Annotated in this window: 19 protein-coding genes and 1 pseudogene; 8 read left to right on the forward strand and 12 right to left on the reverse strand. The window is 37.4% G+C overall.

Features of this window, described 5'->3' with window-relative positions; all coding sequences use genetic code 11:
• Positions 1–13 precede the first annotated feature (13 nt).
• Complete coding sequence (locus AC1DKZ_RS14890; protein ID WP_060750839.1) at positions 14–253, reverse strand: DUF896 domain-containing protein; 240 nt, start codon at positions 251–253, stop codon at positions 14–16.
• A gap of 45 nt (positions 254–298) precedes the next feature.
• Entirely contained in the window at positions 299–955 is a 657-nt protein-coding gene (locus AC1DKZ_RS14895; protein WP_002014433.1) for a YneB family resolvase-like protein, read from the reverse strand.
• 141 nt (positions 956–1,096) lie between these two features.
• Between AC1DKZ_RS14895 and lexA the strand changes: the two genes are divergently transcribed.
• On the forward strand, positions 1,097–1,711 hold the full coding sequence (lexA, locus tag AC1DKZ_RS14900; RefSeq protein ID WP_002087894.1) for a transcriptional repressor LexA: 615 nt from the start codon (positions 1,097–1,099) through the stop codon (positions 1,709–1,711).
• A 103-nt stretch (positions 1,712–1,814) separates the two neighbouring features.
• On the opposite strand, the gene AC1DKZ_RS14905 is transcribed toward lexA, so the two are convergent.
• The 7 genes from AC1DKZ_RS14905 to hflX all read right to left on the reverse strand — a co-directional run bounded on the left by AC1DKZ_RS14905 (position 1,815) and on the right by hflX (position 8,253).
• Positions 1,815–2,618, reverse strand: a complete 804-nt coding sequence (locus AC1DKZ_RS14905; RefSeq protein WP_476996535.1) for a DUF4097 family beta strand repeat-containing protein — start codon at positions 2,616–2,618, stop codon at positions 1,815–1,817.
• Positions 2,619–3,161: a DUF1700 domain-containing protein gene (locus AC1DKZ_RS14910; RefSeq protein WP_476996536.1), complete on the reverse strand. Its 543-nt coding sequence runs from the start codon at positions 3,159–3,161 to the stop codon at positions 2,619–2,621.
• Positions 3,154–3,477 carry a PadR family transcriptional regulator gene (locus AC1DKZ_RS14915; protein ID WP_002066545.1) on the reverse strand — a complete coding sequence of 108 codons (324 nt, stop codon included), beginning with the start codon at positions 3,475–3,477 and terminating at the stop codon, positions 3,154–3,156. Before AC1DKZ_RS14915 ends, AC1DKZ_RS14910 begins: the two co-directional genes overlap by 8 nt.
• Positions 3,478–3,770: 293 nt before the next feature.
• Positions 3,771–5,105, reverse strand: coding sequence for a type I glutamate--ammonia ligase (gene glnA, locus AC1DKZ_RS14920; RefSeq protein ID WP_476996537.1), 1,335 nt, complete (start codon positions 5,103–5,105; stop codon positions 3,771–3,773).
• Between the two features lie 48 nt (positions 5,106–5,153).
• Complete coding sequence (gene glnR, locus AC1DKZ_RS14925; RefSeq protein WP_002014475.1) at positions 5,154–5,543, reverse strand: transcriptional repressor GlnR; 390 nt, start codon at positions 5,541–5,543, stop codon at positions 5,154–5,156.
• A gap of 174 nt (positions 5,544–5,717) precedes the next feature.
• Positions 5,718–6,989, reverse strand: coding sequence for a methionine gamma-lyase family protein (locus AC1DKZ_RS14930; RefSeq protein WP_113936897.1), 1,272 nt, complete (start codon positions 6,987–6,989; stop codon positions 5,718–5,720).
• Positions 6,982–8,253 carry a GTPase HflX gene (gene hflX / locus AC1DKZ_RS14935; protein ID WP_476996538.1) on the reverse strand — a complete coding sequence of 424 codons (1,272 nt, stop codon included), beginning with the start codon at positions 8,251–8,253 and terminating at the stop codon, positions 6,982–6,984. Before hflX ends, AC1DKZ_RS14930 begins: the two co-directional genes overlap by 8 nt.
• A 92-nt stretch (positions 8,254–8,345) precedes the next feature.
• Here hflX and AC1DKZ_RS14940 point away from each other — a divergent pair, with 92 nt between their 5' ends.
• Positions 8,346–8,969 carry a trimeric intracellular cation channel family protein gene (locus AC1DKZ_RS14940; RefSeq protein ID WP_002014478.1) on the forward strand — a complete coding sequence of 208 codons (624 nt, stop codon included), beginning with the start codon at positions 8,346–8,348 and terminating at the stop codon, positions 8,967–8,969.
• A 99-nt stretch (positions 8,970–9,068) separates the two neighbouring features.
• Positions 9,069–9,206, forward strand: coding sequence for a hypothetical protein (locus AC1DKZ_RS14945; RefSeq protein WP_431182471.1), 138 nt, complete (start codon positions 9,069–9,071; stop codon positions 9,204–9,206).
• Positions 9,207–9,237: 31 nt separating this feature from the next.
• On the opposite strand, the gene spoVK is transcribed toward AC1DKZ_RS14945, so the two are convergent.
• Entirely contained in the window at positions 9,238–10,194 is a 957-nt protein-coding gene (spoVK, locus tag AC1DKZ_RS14950; RefSeq protein WP_002014481.1) for a stage V sporulation protein K, read from the reverse strand.
• Positions 10,195–10,307: 113 nt separating this feature from the next.
• Between spoVK and AC1DKZ_RS14955 the strand changes: the two genes are divergently transcribed.
• Positions 10,308–11,270, forward strand: coding sequence for a tyrosine-type recombinase/integrase (locus tag AC1DKZ_RS14955; protein ID WP_242310502.1), 963 nt, complete (start codon positions 10,308–10,310; stop codon positions 11,268–11,270).
• 117 nt (positions 11,271–11,387) lie between these two features.
• Positions 11,388–13,257, forward strand: a pseudogene (locus AC1DKZ_RS14960) (Gly-Xaa-Xaa repeat protein).
• A gap of 81 nt (positions 13,258–13,338) precedes the next feature.
• Here AC1DKZ_RS14960 and hfq read toward each other — a convergent pair.
• The gene (gene hfq / locus AC1DKZ_RS14965) at positions 13,339–13,563 is read right to left on the reverse strand and encodes an RNA chaperone Hfq (RefSeq protein ID WP_000813896.1); all 225 of its coding nucleotides are present in this window, start codon (positions 13,561–13,563) and stop codon (positions 13,339–13,341) included.
• Between the two features lie 21 nt (positions 13,564–13,584).
• Complete coding sequence (gene miaA / locus AC1DKZ_RS14970; RefSeq protein WP_002014696.1) at positions 13,585–14,538, reverse strand: tRNA (adenosine(37)-N6)-dimethylallyltransferase MiaA; 954 nt, start codon at positions 14,536–14,538, stop codon at positions 13,585–13,587.
• 180 nt (positions 14,539–14,718) lie between these two features.
• Here miaA and AC1DKZ_RS14975 point away from each other — a divergent pair, with 180 nt between their 5' ends.
• The 3 genes from AC1DKZ_RS14975 to AC1DKZ_RS14985 all read left to right on the forward strand — a co-directional run.
• Positions 14,719–14,964, forward strand: coding sequence for a hypothetical protein (locus AC1DKZ_RS14975; RefSeq protein ID WP_219303744.1), 246 nt, complete (start codon positions 14,719–14,721; stop codon positions 14,962–14,964).
• 151 nt (positions 14,965–15,115) lie between these two features.
• Positions 15,116–15,310 carry a hypothetical protein gene (locus AC1DKZ_RS14980; protein WP_476996539.1) on the forward strand — a complete coding sequence of 65 codons (195 nt, stop codon included), beginning with the start codon at positions 15,116–15,118 and terminating at the stop codon, positions 15,308–15,310.
• A partial coding sequence (locus tag AC1DKZ_RS14985) for an IS3 family transposase (RefSeq protein WP_476996541.1) occupies positions 15,256–16,189 on the forward strand: 934 nt, incomplete at its 3' end. The genes AC1DKZ_RS14980 and AC1DKZ_RS14985, both read left to right, overlap by 55 nt.

Here is a 16,189-nt window from a genome sequence, read left to right on the forward strand (position 1 = left end):
CTATGCCCATCTTTTAATTTAATTTTGCATTATCCTGCTTTTTTAAAGCTTTTAATTCCGCCGGTGTAACGTCCGTTCCTTCTTCGTTAACGACTTTAATTCCTTTTAATTCGTTTAACATATTTTGACGAAATCCTTTTAAATATTGTTCACGAAGCGATTGGCGCTCACGTTGTTCTTCTTCAGTTAAGCCTTCAGCTTTTGCTTTTTTCGCTAAGAAGTTAATGCGTTCAATGAGTTCTTGACTTGGCATCTCGAATCCCCCTTCTACTCAAAACTGATTATTATCATACAATAGTTATTCCTCTTTATCAAGCAATTGCTTTGTATATTCTACATACCTTCGATGTACAGTTGCTTTTGAAACATCATGACCAAAACCACGAAGTGTTGCTGCAATTTCTTCAAAAGTTAATTCATTCCGGCGCAAACGTACAATTTCCTCAATTGGCACTTCTTTTTTCTCACGTCCTACGCTTAAATGACGATTTTTCAAATTATTTTCTGGACGAAATCCTTTCTCCACTGCTCTTTGCATGCCACGTTTAATTTTTAAATTGTGGATCTTTCTTTGATACTCTTCAACGATCCCAATTATATTTAGCACCATCGAATCAGAATCTGAAAGCTGTAATTCACCACTATGCGTGTGCGTATAAACTTTTATCCCCTCTTTATGTAAACAATGCATTAATGCAATCTTTGCATTTCCTCTACCAAGACGCGTTTCATCTTGTATAAGTAGTACATCAACTTGTTCATCTCGAATTGTATCTAGCACTTCTAATATGCCATCACGTTCAATTGTATAACCGCTAGCCTGCTCCTCAATTACCTTTGTAACATCCATTTGATAGCGCTCAGCTAAATGCAATAATTCATCTTTTTGACGCAATAATGATGTTTCCTGTTCTTCTTTTGTTGTGCTCACACGTGCATAAATAATTGCATTCATTTTGAACCCTTCTTTCTCACTATATTTTCCTTATAGTGTATCATAAATTTGCCTTTCGTTCGAACTTATGTTTGTAGAATGTTTTTTCGCATGTTATACTTAATAATAAGAAAAATGAAAGAAAACGAGGTGTTAGAAAACATGGAAAAGTTAACGAAACGCCAGCAAGACATTCTCGACTTTATTAAGCTAAAAGTACAAGAAAAAGGATATCCGCCTTCCGTACGTGAAATCGGTCAAGCAGTCGGCCTTGCTTCTAGTTCTACAGTGCACGGACATTTATCACGACTAGAGGAAAAGGGATATATTCGACGCGATCCAACAAAACCACGCGCAATTGAAATTTTAGGTGACAACCGAACGGAAACACAATCTGTTATTCAAGTTCCAATCATCGGAAAAGTTACTGCCGGTTTACCGATTACAGCAGTCGAAAGTGTAGAAGATCACTTCCCACTTCCAGCTAGTATCGTTGCTGGAGCAGATCAAGTGTTTATGTTACGCATTTCTGGAGATAGCATGATTGAAGCCGGTATCTTTGATGGTGATTTAGTTGTTGTTCGCCAACAACAGTCTGCATACAACGGTGAAATTGTAGTTGCTTTAACAGAAGATAACGAAGCAACTGTTAAACGTTTCTATAAAGAAAAAGATCATTTCCGTCTACAACCGGAAAACTCTTCACTAGAACCTATTATTTTAAAACAAGTGTCAGTTATTGGAAAAGTAATTGGCGTATATCGTGATTTACATTAAAAATAATAAAAAGAAGATAATTCCCTTATTTATATAGGTAATTATCTTCTTTTTATATTTTGATAGATTTCCGTTCATTCAAAAGAATGCGTTTCATTAATTATTAACGCGTTTCAATAGTAACATCTCCAGCAGCGGTTTTACCGCTAATCTTTTTACTACCATTACCAATCGTTATATTTTTATTGTCTTCATTAAAAATTGTCACGTCTCCAGCAGCAGTTTGCCCAGTTATAACTGCATCTTGTGGTTTTTCCAATAAAGTAATATCTACATCTCCAGCAGTTGAACTTACCTCTAAATCATATTTAGAATCATGATCAATAATATCTATATCCCCACTAGCCGTTTTTGCTGTTACTTTCCCTGTTACTTTTTTAAAATTCACCTCACCAGCTTTTGTAGACCCCTCCACACTCTTTGCTGTTACATATTTCAAATCCACTTCTCCGGCGAGTGTTTCAACACTTACGCGGTCACTTTTCACATTACTTATTTCTATTTGTCCAGCGGATGAATTTACTTTTATCTCTTGATAAGAACGTTCAGGTACTAATATAGTCAATGTAGGCGTTTGAAATCCGAAATTGTAAAATGAAAAATCAAATGAAACACCTTTTTCTATTTCCCCTATGATTTTTAATGTATCACCATCTTCAGCAATACGAATCTCCTGTTTACTTACGTCTCCTTTTTGCTTTACATAAAAAGAGGAATCAGGAGATTTTTGGACAACAATATCTCCCGCATCTAACTTAACTTCTACATTTTTTAGCGTTTCGTTTTTAATTACGTCCTCTTTATCTCCTTTTTCTGCAGTTTGTACTGCTTTTTCATATGTTTGTGAAATCCCTATTACTCCAATAATGATACAAGCGATAGCTACTAATAATATCTTTTTCATCATCTACTCCCCTTTTATCATTTTGAAGTTCCAGACTACATAGCGTACACATAATCTTTTAAACCACTTCGTACTATAATAAGCTACAATACATAACAACAAACCTACTCCGACAAACGTTATACTAACGAAAAGATCCAACCATATAAAAGTGCCCATAAATACTTTTACAATAACGAAAAATAGTGTCACTACACTAGCAATCCCACCGACCCAAAAGGAAAATATAAAAGCTATAATTGCAACTAACGGGCCTAACACAATAATAAAATTAAACAAACTAAGTCCAACCGCTGCCATGACAGCTCTTGTTATATTCGAAGTCGATGGATCCTTTTTCATCTCATCAAAGCGATACAAAGCAAGCAAGTCTTTCGCAATTACTTTCGGAAAGCCAAGTCCCTTTATTATTTCTGATTCAGTTTTCCCCTCTTCCATCCCAAACTGAAAGTGCTCTTCATAATCAAATAAAATATCTTGTCGCTCTTCTTCTGGTAACTTTCTAAGATGACTTGATAATTCTTTAAGAAACCGTTCTTTACTCATCCCATTCCACCCCTTCAATAATTTCTTGAACACCTTTAGCAAAATCACGCCACTCTGTTACTAATAAAGTAAGTTGCATCTCTCCTTGCTCTGTTAGTTGATAATATTTACGGGGCGGTCCTTCCGTGGATTCTTTTAAATACGTTTGAAAATATCCCTCTTTCGTTAAACGACGTAATAACGGATATACAGAACCTTCCGATATTAAAAATTTATTAGAAATTTGCTGAACAAGTTCATATCCATAACAATCCTTACGTTTTACAAGTGCCAATACACACAGTTCTAACACACCTTTTTTAAACTGAACGTTCAAGGACAATCTCCCTTTCTCATTTTAGTACTATTCAATACACGGTACCTATTATATCCACAATATAACACTTAGTATTGTTTATTGCAAGGTACTATATTTTTCAATACTTAATTTTCGAATTAAATACATCCACACCATATTTCAACTTCCACATTTCCATTCATAGCTAGCACGCATTTTAAATAATCCACATGACTTTTTGCGGGCACCCATCCAATTCATTTCACAAGCCTTTATATTTGCCCACAAATAAAAAAAGCCCTGATACCGTAGTATCAAGGCTTTTTTCTCTCTTAGTATAGAGACATATATTGATCGCGTTCCCATTGGTGAACTTGCGTGCGGAAAATATCCCACTCAATCTCTTTCGCTTCGATGAAGTGCTCAAGTAAATGATCACCTAATGCGCCACATACGATTTCATTAGATTGTAAAGTAACTAACGCTTGCGCTAATGTTGCTGGTAAGTCAACGATACCTGCTTCTTCGCGCTCTTCTTTTGTCATTACGTAGATGTTACGATCTACTGCAGCTGGCGGAGTTAATTTGTTTTTAATTCCGTCAAGACCTGCTGCTAATAATGTAGCCATTACTAAATATGGGTTTGCAGCTGGGTCAACACTACGTACTTCTACGCGTGTACTAATACCACGAGATGCAGGGATACGCACTAATGGACTACGGTTTTGTGCAGACCATGCTACGTAACATGGAGCTTCATATCCAGGTACTAAACGCTTGTAAGAGTTTACAGTTGGGTTTGCTACCGCTGTAAATGCTGGCGCATGTTTTAAAATACCTGCGATGAAGTGACGAGCATCATCACTTAATTGTAAATCACCGTTTTGATCGAAGAATACGTTCTCACCATTTTTAAATAGTGATAAGTTACAGTGCATACCTGAACCGTTCACACCGTATAATGGTTTCGGCATAAATGTTGCGTGTAAACCATGTTTACGAGCAATCGTTCTTACAACAAGCTTGAATGTTTGAATGTCATCACATGAGCGAATTGCATTTGCATATTTAAAGTCAATTTCATGTTGACCTGGCGCAACCTCATGGTGAGATGCTTCAATTTCAAAGCCCATTTCTTCAAGTTCAAGAACGATATCACGACGGCAGTTTTCCCCTAGATCCATCGGCGCAAGGTCGAAGTATCCACCGTTATCGTTTAATTCTAATGTTGGATTTCCTTTTTCATCAACTTTAAATAGGAAGAATTCTGGCTCTGGTCCAAGATTGAAATCTGAGAATCCTAATGATTCCATTTCTTTTAACACACGCTTTAAGTTGTTACGTGGGTCGCCATCAAATGGAGTACCATCAGCATTGTAAATATCACAGATTAAACGAGCTACTTTACCTTTTTCAGCTGTCCAAGGGAAAATTACCCAAGTATCTAAATCCGGATATAAATACATATCAGATTCTTCAATACGTACGAAACCTTCAATAGAAGATCCATCAAACATCATTTTGTTATCAAGAGCTTTTGTTAATTGGCTCACTGGAATTTCTACGTTTTTAATTACCCCTAAAAGGTCCGTAAATTGCAGACGGATATACTTTACATTCTCTTCTTTCGCCAAACGGAAAATATCTTCTTTTGTGTACCTAGCCATTATAAATTCCTCCTTAGTCCCTCTAAACACCTTCAGAATCAGTTATCTTTAGTGAAAAAACCTTGAAATGTCACCTTGTCGCAATGAGGTCCGATTAAATCTACCTGTATGTTGTAGTTCATCTCGAAGAATTTTGCGAAGCTCGGATTTTGAAATTTCTTTCGTTTCTTCTTTTACTTTCACTGCTTCTGTTTGATTTTCTTTCATTTGCAATACTTGTTTAATTCCGGCCATATTTAAGCCTTGATCTAACAAATCTTTAATTTCCAACAATTTATCTACATCGTTAAATGAAAATAATCTACGATTCCCTTTTGTACGGGTTGGAAAAATAAGATTATGCTCTTCATAGTAGCGAATTTGACGTGCAGATAATTGTGTTAAATCCATTACAATACCAATTGGAAACAGCGGAGCAGAACGTCTATCTTCTTTCATTGTTTCAGTTCCTCCTTCGCCTTAACTGTTTCTCATTTTATACCATGTTATGTTTAGTGTCAATAGATGTTAGCTTTTCTTACATGATTTTTTTTGTAAATTTTTTCATTTTTTTCTAATGGCACAAATCATTACTTTCACACGAAAAAAGCTGCCGAAATCGACAGCTTTCCTTTAAGAAATTGTTAATAGTTTTTTTTCAATTAACGCATCAATCGCAGAACAAATCGCAATCTTTACATGCGAATAAGTTAACCCACCTTGCACGTAAGCAACATAAGGCGGACGAATCGGACCATCAGCCGACAGCTCAATACTTGCACCTTGAATAAACGTCCCCGCAGCCATAATTACATCATCTTCATAACCCGGCATATAGTTTGCATATGGAGTGAAATGAGAATTAATTGGAGATGCATATTGAATCGCTTGACAGAACGCAATCATACGATCTTTATCATCAAATTGAACAGACTGAATTAAATCCGTTCTTGGTGCATTCCAAGCTGGTGATGTATTCATCCCTAACTTTTCTAAAAATGCAGCTGTAAAAATCGCACCTTTTAGCGCTTGTCCCGCTACATGCGGCGCTAAGAAGAAACCTTGATACATTTCTTGCAAACTGTATAAAGATGCCCCTGCTTCCGCACCAATCCCTGGAGATGTTAGACGATATGCACACGCTTCAACATACTGCTCTTTACCAACAATGTAACCACCAGTTTTAACAATTCCACCGCCAGGATTCTTAATAAGAGAGCCTGCCATTAAGTCCGCACCAACATGACATGGCTCTTCTTCTTCAATAAATTCGCCATAGCAGTTATCTACAAATACAACAACATCAGGTTTAATCTCTTTCACAAACGCAATCATCTCTTTAATTTGTGAAACAGTAAACGACGGACGAGTAGCATATCCTTTTGAACGCTGAATACCAATCATCTTCGTATTACTATGGATCGCAGCTGCAACATATTCAAAGTCCACAAATCCCTCTTCAGTTAACGGAACTGCGTTATAACCAATATTATATTCTTTAAATGAGCCTACACCTTTTCCGCGTACACCAACGATTTCTTCTAACGTATCATATGGTTTTCCTGTTATGTATAGTAGTTCATCTCCTGGACGTAAAATACCGAATAGAGCTGTCGAAATTGCGTGAGTACCTGAAATAATTTGCGGACGAACAAGACCCGCTTCTGCCCCAAATACATCAGCATACACTTTTTCTAACGTGTCACGACCAATATCATCATACCCATAACCTGTCGTCGGAATAAAATGCGAATCGCTAATTTTATGTTTACGAAAACTTTCTAATACACGAAATTGGTTACTCTCAATCACTTCATCCACATGTTTATGTACTTCTGTAATTTGACTTTCTACTTCTTTTACGATTGGAGCAATTTTTTCTCCATTTTTCAAACGATCAAACATTATTTTCTCCTTCTTCCACTAAAAATCTCTTTAATTGCCCCTTAAGCGATGAATGAGCAAATATATACCCTGTACAATCATATACAAATTTATCTTCTAGAAAATCCATTTTAGTTAATAACGTTTCCGTCTTTAAAAGTGTTAACAACCTACCTTCACTCGGAGGAATTTCCACTTTATAATCATCCATTTCTTCCTTCATCTTCATTTCTATCGCTTCTTTTATACGCAGTAAATCACTTTCTTCAAAAGCACTAGTCATTAAGAAATCACTTTTCGGAAATGGAATGAAGTTTTGATGCAATTTATCTTTTTTATTATATAACGTAATAATAGGAATATGATTAATTTCAAGGTCCGACAATAATTGTTTTACTGTCTGCTCATGCCCTACATAATTAGGATCTGCTGAATCAACAACATGTAAAATAACATCCGCTTCCCCAGCTTCTTCTAACGTAGATCGAAAAGCAGCAATTAGTGACGTAGGTAAATCTTGTATAAAACCAACCGTATCAGTCAAAAGCACTGTATAACCAGAAGGTAACGGCATCTTTCTTGTCGTCGGATCTAGCGTTGCAAACAATAAGTTTTCTTCAAACGTATCAGCTTCCGTTAATCTATTAAACAACGTAGATTTCCCTGCATTTGTATACCCAATTAACGCAACTTGAAACACTTTATTATCTTTTCTTCTCTCACGATATCTTTTTCGATGCTCCACAACAACCGCAAGTTGTCTCTTTATTTCATCAATACGAGATCGAATATGACGACGATCTGTTTCAAGCTTCGTCTCTCCTGGTCCCCTTGTACCAATTCCACCACCAAGACGTGATAAAGCAAGACCTTGTCCCATAAGGCGCGGCATTGTATATTGCAATTGAGCTAATTCTACTTGAAGCTTACCCTCTCTCGATTTCGCACGTTGCGCAAAAATATCTAGTATTAACTGCGTTCGGTCAATCACTCTCGCATCTAATACTGAAGATAAATTCCGAATTTGACTTGGTGTTAACTCATTATTAAAAACAATAACAGCTGGTTCTAATTCTTCCGTCAACGCTGCAAGCTCTTCTAGTTTACCTTTTCCTATATAAGTCGCCGGATGAAACTTCGGGCGCTTTTGCGTCGTTGATACTAACACTTCCGCTCGCGCAGTTTTCGCTAGCGATGCAAGCTCTTTCATGGAATGCATAAATTTTTCATCATCATCTTGTGGCAATTGACAGCCAACTAATATGATTTTTTCTTTTTCTTCCATCAAATATGTTCACTCATCCTTTTCGAAATTTAAACCTTCTAATATAATAGCAGAGGAAGCACATTTCATCTAGTTAGCGGGGGAGAAAATTCATGGCATGGGAGATTTTTAGCATCATAGGCACAATCGCTTTCGCACTAAGCGGAGCCATTGTTGCAATGGAAGAGGATTATGATATTTTCGGGGTATATATTTTAGGAATGGCAACCGCATTTGGGGGAGGTGCCCTTCGTAATTTATTAATCGGTTATCCAATCGTCGCGTTTTGGCAACAAGACATGTTATTCCAAATCGCACTATTATCAATGACGATCATTTTTCTTTTTCCTAATAAATTAATTAAGCATTGGAAAAAGTGGGAAAACATCACAGATGCCATCGGCTTATCAGCGTTCGCCGTACAAGGAGCTCTATACGCCCAAAAATTAAATTTACCAATTAGCGCTACAATTGTAGCTGCTGTTTTAACTGGCATTGGCGGCGGTATTATTCGTGATCTTTTAGCACGTAGAAAACCTCTCGTCCTTCGAGCTGATGTATATGCGTTTTGGACGATCTTAGCCGGTTTTTTGATTGGCGCTAAAGTCATCGTTAGCGATTGGGCTCTATACACCTTATTCATTTTAATTGTTTGCTTCCGCATGGTTTCTATTCATTACAAATGGCATTTACCGCATAGACGCATCGATACAAAGGAGCGCTCAATGCATAAATAGCAATCTAACCTCTTTACATATCGTAAAGAGGTTTTTCTTTTCTAACGAGTTTTTCTTTACATAATGTTTATACTAATTTTTAAAGCGAGGTGAATGCAAATGACAAACCATGTTAATAAAGGAGCTCAAAAAAGCTCAGTAAACCAATTTGGACATGATCCAAATTCAGCGCACGAAAAGAGCGCTAAAATGGAACGTCTTCATAAAACTTACCAAGAAAAAGCAAAAAAAGAGTAAACGAACTTATGCATAAAAACAGACGCACAGTTTACGTACTGTGCGTCTCCTCTTCAAGCATTAAATCCATACTTGATATCCCAATTAAATCATATTTATCATACGTATCCTCTTGTAACAATCGCATAGCTTGTGTACGAATCGATTTTTCAACAATATTCCGTACGTATCGCCCATTACTAAACGATGTAATTTGCGACGAATACTTTACCGCATGTAAATGATCTCGAAATTTCCACTCCGCTTCTTTAGATAACTGATATTCGCGCTCCTCATACATTCTCTTTCCAATTTCCAACAGCTGATTTACCGAGTAATCCGCAAATTCAATAATAAACGGAAAACGAGATTGTAACCCTGGATTTAATGAAAGAAAATGATTCATCTCTCTTGAATATCCAGCTAAAATTAATACAAAACCGTGCTGCTTATCTTCCATATGCTTCACAAGTGTATCAATAGCTTCCTTCCCAAAATCCTTCTCTCCCCCCCGCGCTAAAGAATACGCCTCATCAATAAACAAAATACCTCCCATGGCCTTTTTTATTAAATCTCTCGTCTTTTGCGCTGTATGACCGATATACTCCCCCACAAGATCAGCACGTTCCGCTTCAACTAAATGCCCCTTCGATAAAATATTCATCTCAAACAACAATTTCCCTATCATTCTAGCAACGGTTGTCTTCCCAGTACCGGGATTCCCCCTAAATAACATGTGAAGCACTTGCTTCTCAGATTTCAACCCCATCTCTTGTCTTTTTTTATTTACATAAATCCAAGCATAAATTTCTTTTATTATCTTTTTTATTTCATCCATCCCAACAAGCTTTCCCATCTCTTCTTCAATTCTCTGCAACATCTCATGTTTAGTAGTGGTTTCACTTGAAATTACCGTTTTATTTTCTGATGCCGGTAACGAAATTTTCTTTCGATGGTTTAATACAATATTAATTTGATTGTTATTTTTCTTACGCATCGATTGTTCCATACAATCACCTCATTTTATCCACTCACCAAATATTATTATTCCAGTCCCTCTTGCAAATGCCTATTTTCAGAAAAGTTTGCTATAATATAAGAAATAATCAAGGTGGTGGGACTATGGAAACAACGGAATTCCATGATACAATACAAGCCTTTTCTATTTTTTTATTGAATAAAGGCCGAAAGTCTTCAACCATTAAACGTTATGTTTATGACATTGAAGATTTTGGACATTGGTTAGAAAAAAACAAAAAGCTCCCTTCCAGTAATATATGGGCAACACTTTGTACAAAAGACTATGAAGATTACTTTTCAGACTTAAAAAAGAATCGACACTACTCTGAGAAAACAATGCATCGTGTATTTATTGTATTAAATAGAATGCATCATTTTCTTAACATTCCGAATCCATTAAAGGATATGGAAATTACTATTCAGCCAAACCGTGCATTGCGCAATGAAGATTTCATTTCATACGATGAGGAAAAAAGATTAAAGCATATAGTCACTTCATTAGAAGGACTTTCAGAAAAACAACGTCCCGTTCGTCCATTATTAATGGATCGTAATATCGCAATTTTAAGTATATTAATCGACTACGGACTATCCTTACAAGAGCTTACAGCATTAACTATGCATCACGTTCATTTTGAAACTAATACACTTTCTATTCCAGCAACCGCAGGAGTAGAAAGAACAATCACATTAGCAATCGAAGACAAAAAACAACTGTACACATATTATAAAAGTATTCCAGAACCAGTTCGCCCTAAATACCATAGTAATGACCCGTTGTTTGTTGCATTCGATTTTAACCGTGGAACATACAGATGGGTATATGAAAACGACGCACCAAAAGCACTAACAGAAATCGCTATTCAAAAAATGATCCGACTTGAAGTAGCAAGAGCGAATTTACGTAAAGGCATTTCTGGACAACATTTCCGGAACACATTTATTTTACGCCTAATAAAAAAACAAACCCCAGAGCCAGAGATCATAAAATTAGTTGGCTTCAAATCAAAAATTTCACTAAAACGGTATTATCAGTATGCTGAAAATAAAAAAAACGCCCTATAATAAGGCGTTTTTTTTATTTTTTTCTCGAAAGAACCCATTTCACTATGACCATTTAACTACTCTCTGCATCTACTATGATGAGTTTCGTTCACATTCTTATTAGAAAGGAGAGATTTAATGTCTCGCTTTAATGACAATCAAAATAAATACTCCAATCCATGCTTTCCAACTAGCGCTGGACGAATTCCAACTACCCCAACGATTCCAATTACTAAAGCGCAAATTAGAACATTCCGCGCAATCATTAACGATTTAATAAAAATAATCCCTAAACTTTTCGCCAATCCATCTTCCAAAAACATAGAGGATCTAATAGATACATTGCACCTACTAAGCAAATTCATCTGTTCACTAGACACTACTTCCGCTCTGAAAGCACAAGGATTAGCCATCATTAAAAACTTAATAACTATATTAAAAAATCCAACCTTCGTAGCAAGTGCTGTATTTGTTGAACTTCAAATTTTAATTAATTATTTACTTTACATTACAAAGTTATTCCGAATTGATCCTTGTACACTCCAAGAACTCCTTAAATTAATTGCAGAGTTACAAACTACTCTAGTTAATTCAGCTTCGTTCGGCAGAGGACCTACTGGACCTACTGGACCTCAAGGTAACACGGGTGCTACTGGACCTCAAGGTAACACGGGTGCTACTGGACCTCAAGGTACGCAAGGTAACACGGGCGCTACCGGCTCCACTGGACCTCAAGGTACACAAGGTAACACGGGTGCTACTGGACCTCAAGGTACGCAAGGTAACACGGGCGCTACCGGTTCCACTGGACCTCAAGGTRCTCAAGGTAATACAGGTGCCACTGGACCTCAAGGTCTTCAAGGTAACACGGGTGCTACCGGTTCCACTGGACCTCAAGGTGCTCAAGGTAATACAGGTGCCACTGGACCTCAAGGTCTTCAAGGTAACACGGGTGCTACTGGTTCCACTGGTCCTAGAGGTAACACGGGTGCTACCGGTTCCACTGGACCTCAAGGCGTTCAAGGTAACACAGGTGCTACCGGTTCCACTGGACCTCAAGGTGCGCAAGGTAACACGGGTGCTACTGGACCTCAAGGGTGCTACTGGACCTCAAGGWCYTCAAGGTAACACGGGTGCTACTGGACCTCAAGGWCYTCAAGGTAACACGGGTGCTACYGGACCTCAAGGTGCGCAAGGTAACACGGGTGCTACTGGACCTCAAGGTCTTCAAGGTAACACGGGTGCTACCGGACCTCAAGGTCTTCAAGGTAACACGGGTGCTACTGGTATAGGAGTTACCGGAGTTACCGGACCTACTGGACCTTCTGGTGGGCCTCCTGGACCTCAAGGTAACACGGGTGCTACCGGACCTCAAGGTCTTCAAGGTAACACGGGTGCTACTGGACCTCAAGGTCTTCAAGGTAACACGGGTGCTACTGGACCTCAAGGCGTTCAAGGTAACACGGGTGCTACTGGACCTCAAGGCGTTCAAGGTAACACGGGTGCTACTGGACCTCAAGGCGTTCAAGGTAACACGGGTGCTACTGGACCTCAAGGTCTTCAAGGACCAACGGGTGCTACTGGTATAGGAGTTACCGGACCTACTGGACCTAGCTTCCCAGTAGCAACAATCGTTGTAACAAACAACATTCAACAAACTGCACTCCAATTTAACAACTTCATTTTTAATACAGTATTTAACGCAAACAATATTATCTTCAACGGCACAGATACAGTTACTGTTATCAACGCTGGTATTTATGTAATTAGCGTATCCATCTCTACAACTGCACCAGGATGTGCTCCGCTCGGAATAGGAATTTCAATAAATGGAGCAGTCGCAACTGACAACTTCTCTTCAAATCTAATAGGCGACTCCCTTTCATTTACTACAATTGAAACGTTAGCAGCTAGCACAAATATTTCTGTCAAATCTACCCTTAGCGAAATTACAATTCCCGAAACAGGCAACACTAACATCCGACTTACTGTATTTAGAATCGCTTAAATTTCACCATTTATTGTTTATGACAAATAAAAAAAAGAGCGAGAAACTCGCTCTTTTTTTGTTATGTACAATAATTCATTACTACTCTAATTCAATTGAAACATTTTTTTGTGGTACAAATGTAGAAATTGCATGTTTATAAATAAGCTGTTGCTTACCTTCTGTTTCCAGCAGGACTGTAAAATTATCAAATCCTTTAATTAATCCACGAAGCTGGAAACCATTTAATAAGTACAGCGTAACGAACGTATTCTCTTTACGGAGTTGATTTAAAAACTGATCTTGAATATTGATTGATTGCTTCATGTCGAATCCTCCTCTTTTTCTCTACTTACTATTATTCGACTTTAGTTGTAGCTTTCCTTCTATGTATCGTAAAATTTCTGACGTTTTTTCACCATCAGTAACATCGAACCACGCGACATCCATCTTATTACGGAACCACGTTAATTGACGTTTTGCATAACGGCGTGAATTCGTCTTTAATTGTGATACCGCTTCTTCTAAAGATACACGATTCTCAAAATAATCATATATCTCTTTATAACCAATCGCTTGAATAGATTGACAATCTCGCACTCCTCTTTCATGTAAACCTTTTACTTCTTCTAATAAACCTTGTTCAATCATTAGGTTAACACGTAAGTTAATGCGATCGTATAGCATTTCTCGATCCATTGTCAAGCCAATTAATGAAACATCGTACAGTAACTCATTTTCTTGTTTTTCGAGCTGGTTACTCATTTTTTCACCCGTCGTGTGAAAAATTTCTAACGCCCGAATAACACGCCTTACATTATTGGCATGAATACGCTCCGCACTTTCTGGATCTACTTCTTGTAACTTTTTATGTACATATTCCACACCGTGTTCTAATGCTAACTTTTCCATCTGTTCTCGGTATGTAGCATCCCCAGCCTCATCTGTAAACTGGTAATCGAATAAAACAGATTGTATATAGAGACCGGTTCCACCAACAATAATTGGTAATTTCCCGCGCTCTGTAATTTCTCGAATGCACTTACGGACACGTTCTTGAAATTCCGCCACAGAAAATGAATCTTCCGGATCTTTTATATCAATCATATAATGCGGAATTCCGTCCATCTCATCTATCGTCACCTTTGCAGTCCCGATATCCATCGTACGATAAATTTGCATGGAATCACCACTAATAATCTCACCATTCAACGCTTTTGCAAGATCGATACTTAATTTCGTCTTTCCGACAGCAGTTGGCCCAATGATGACAGCAACTTTTTCACGTTGCACTTCTCCCATATCATTCAACTCTCTTTATGTAATATACTCCATCTATTGATTATACCCAATCTTACCAATTTTAACGGCATGATTGCAAGTTCTTTGAATCTAGTACATAAAATTACACAAAAAAAGAGCATAGCTTGTCCAATTCTGCATATACATGATAAAAAATAGCTCGGAGAGGGTGCAATGACTATGAAACAAGCGACTATCGATTTTCCATTATTAATAAAAGACCTTATTTTAGCTACTGCTATAAAAGAACAAAATTGTTCACAGGAAGAATTATACTTCGCACTAAATTGTTTACTACGTTCCTTTCATTCTACTATTCAAGAAACAACGTTACATCCAGAAAATAAAAATACAGAGTATATGCAAACTCAATTTTGCACCGCGTATAAAATTATTACAGGTAAAACAATTTACCCTTTTCAATAATTCTTATAAAAAAAAGCGGCCGCTTAGACATTTTTGAACTGTACCCCGAATCATGGACACTTAAAAAAAGCCCCATGATTCGGGGTTTTTGTGTATTTTTATCAAAAAACCTCGTTATAATGGAACCAACGATAGAAATGAGGTACGGAGAATGGGTAAAATTATTTTTAACGAAATTCAAAAACGCCGCGGGAAAGGAAGCACGGGACGCCCTTCGGAAAAAYCCYTCTCTTCTGATGAAAAATTAAAGAAAGCGGAAGCRCGTATTGCGTTTTTAGAAGCGGAATTGACATTCCTAAAAAAGTTAGACGAACTCGAAAGGCAGGCGTTACAGAAGAAGCGTTAACACCACGAGAAACATACACACTGATTGAACAAACCATACGTCGATTCCAATTCCCACGTATGGTGCGTTACCTTTGCACACTGACTGGGGTAAGTCGGAGTGGATACTATGCGTGGCTTCATCAGACAGATAAACAGCTGGAAAAAGAACGCAATGATGAAACAGATTATGAATGGATCCAAGAAATTTTTAATCGAAAAGGGAAAACATGTGGTGGTCGTTCTATCAAAATGGTGTTGGAAAAGACAAAAGGAATTTGTATGAATCTCAAGCGTATTTACCGTATTATGCGTAAATATAACCTTGTGACAAAGATTCGCCGAGCGAATCCTTATAAACACATCGCAAAAGCGACACAAGAACATAAAACATGTCCGAACCTTTTAAAACGCCAATTCAATCAAGAAGAGCCTGAAAAAAGTATGTTAACGGATATTACCTATTTATTTTATGGAAAAGGAAAGAAGGCTTATTTATCATGTGTAAAAGACAGCGCAACACGAGAGATTTTAGCCTATCATGTCTCTTCCTCTTTACGAATGGATATCGTCTATCAAACATTAGATAACTTGAAAGAGAGATTAGGAGAAGTCATTCATCCTGAAGCRCTTCTACATTCAGACCAAGGTATTCATTATACACACCCTGAATTTCAGAAACGTGTAAGAGAAATGGGGATCAGACAATCTATGTCCCGTAGGGGCAATTGTTTAGACAATGCACCAATGGAATCCTTTTTTGGTCATATGAAAGATGAATTAGATTATAAAGATTGTCAAACCTTTGAATCCCTTGAGCTCAACATAAAGGATTATATGGAGGAGTATAATTATAATCGTTATCAGTGGACATTAAAAAAGATGGCTCCGATCGAATATC

This window comes from Bacillus sp. 05T21, assembly GCF_056396785.1.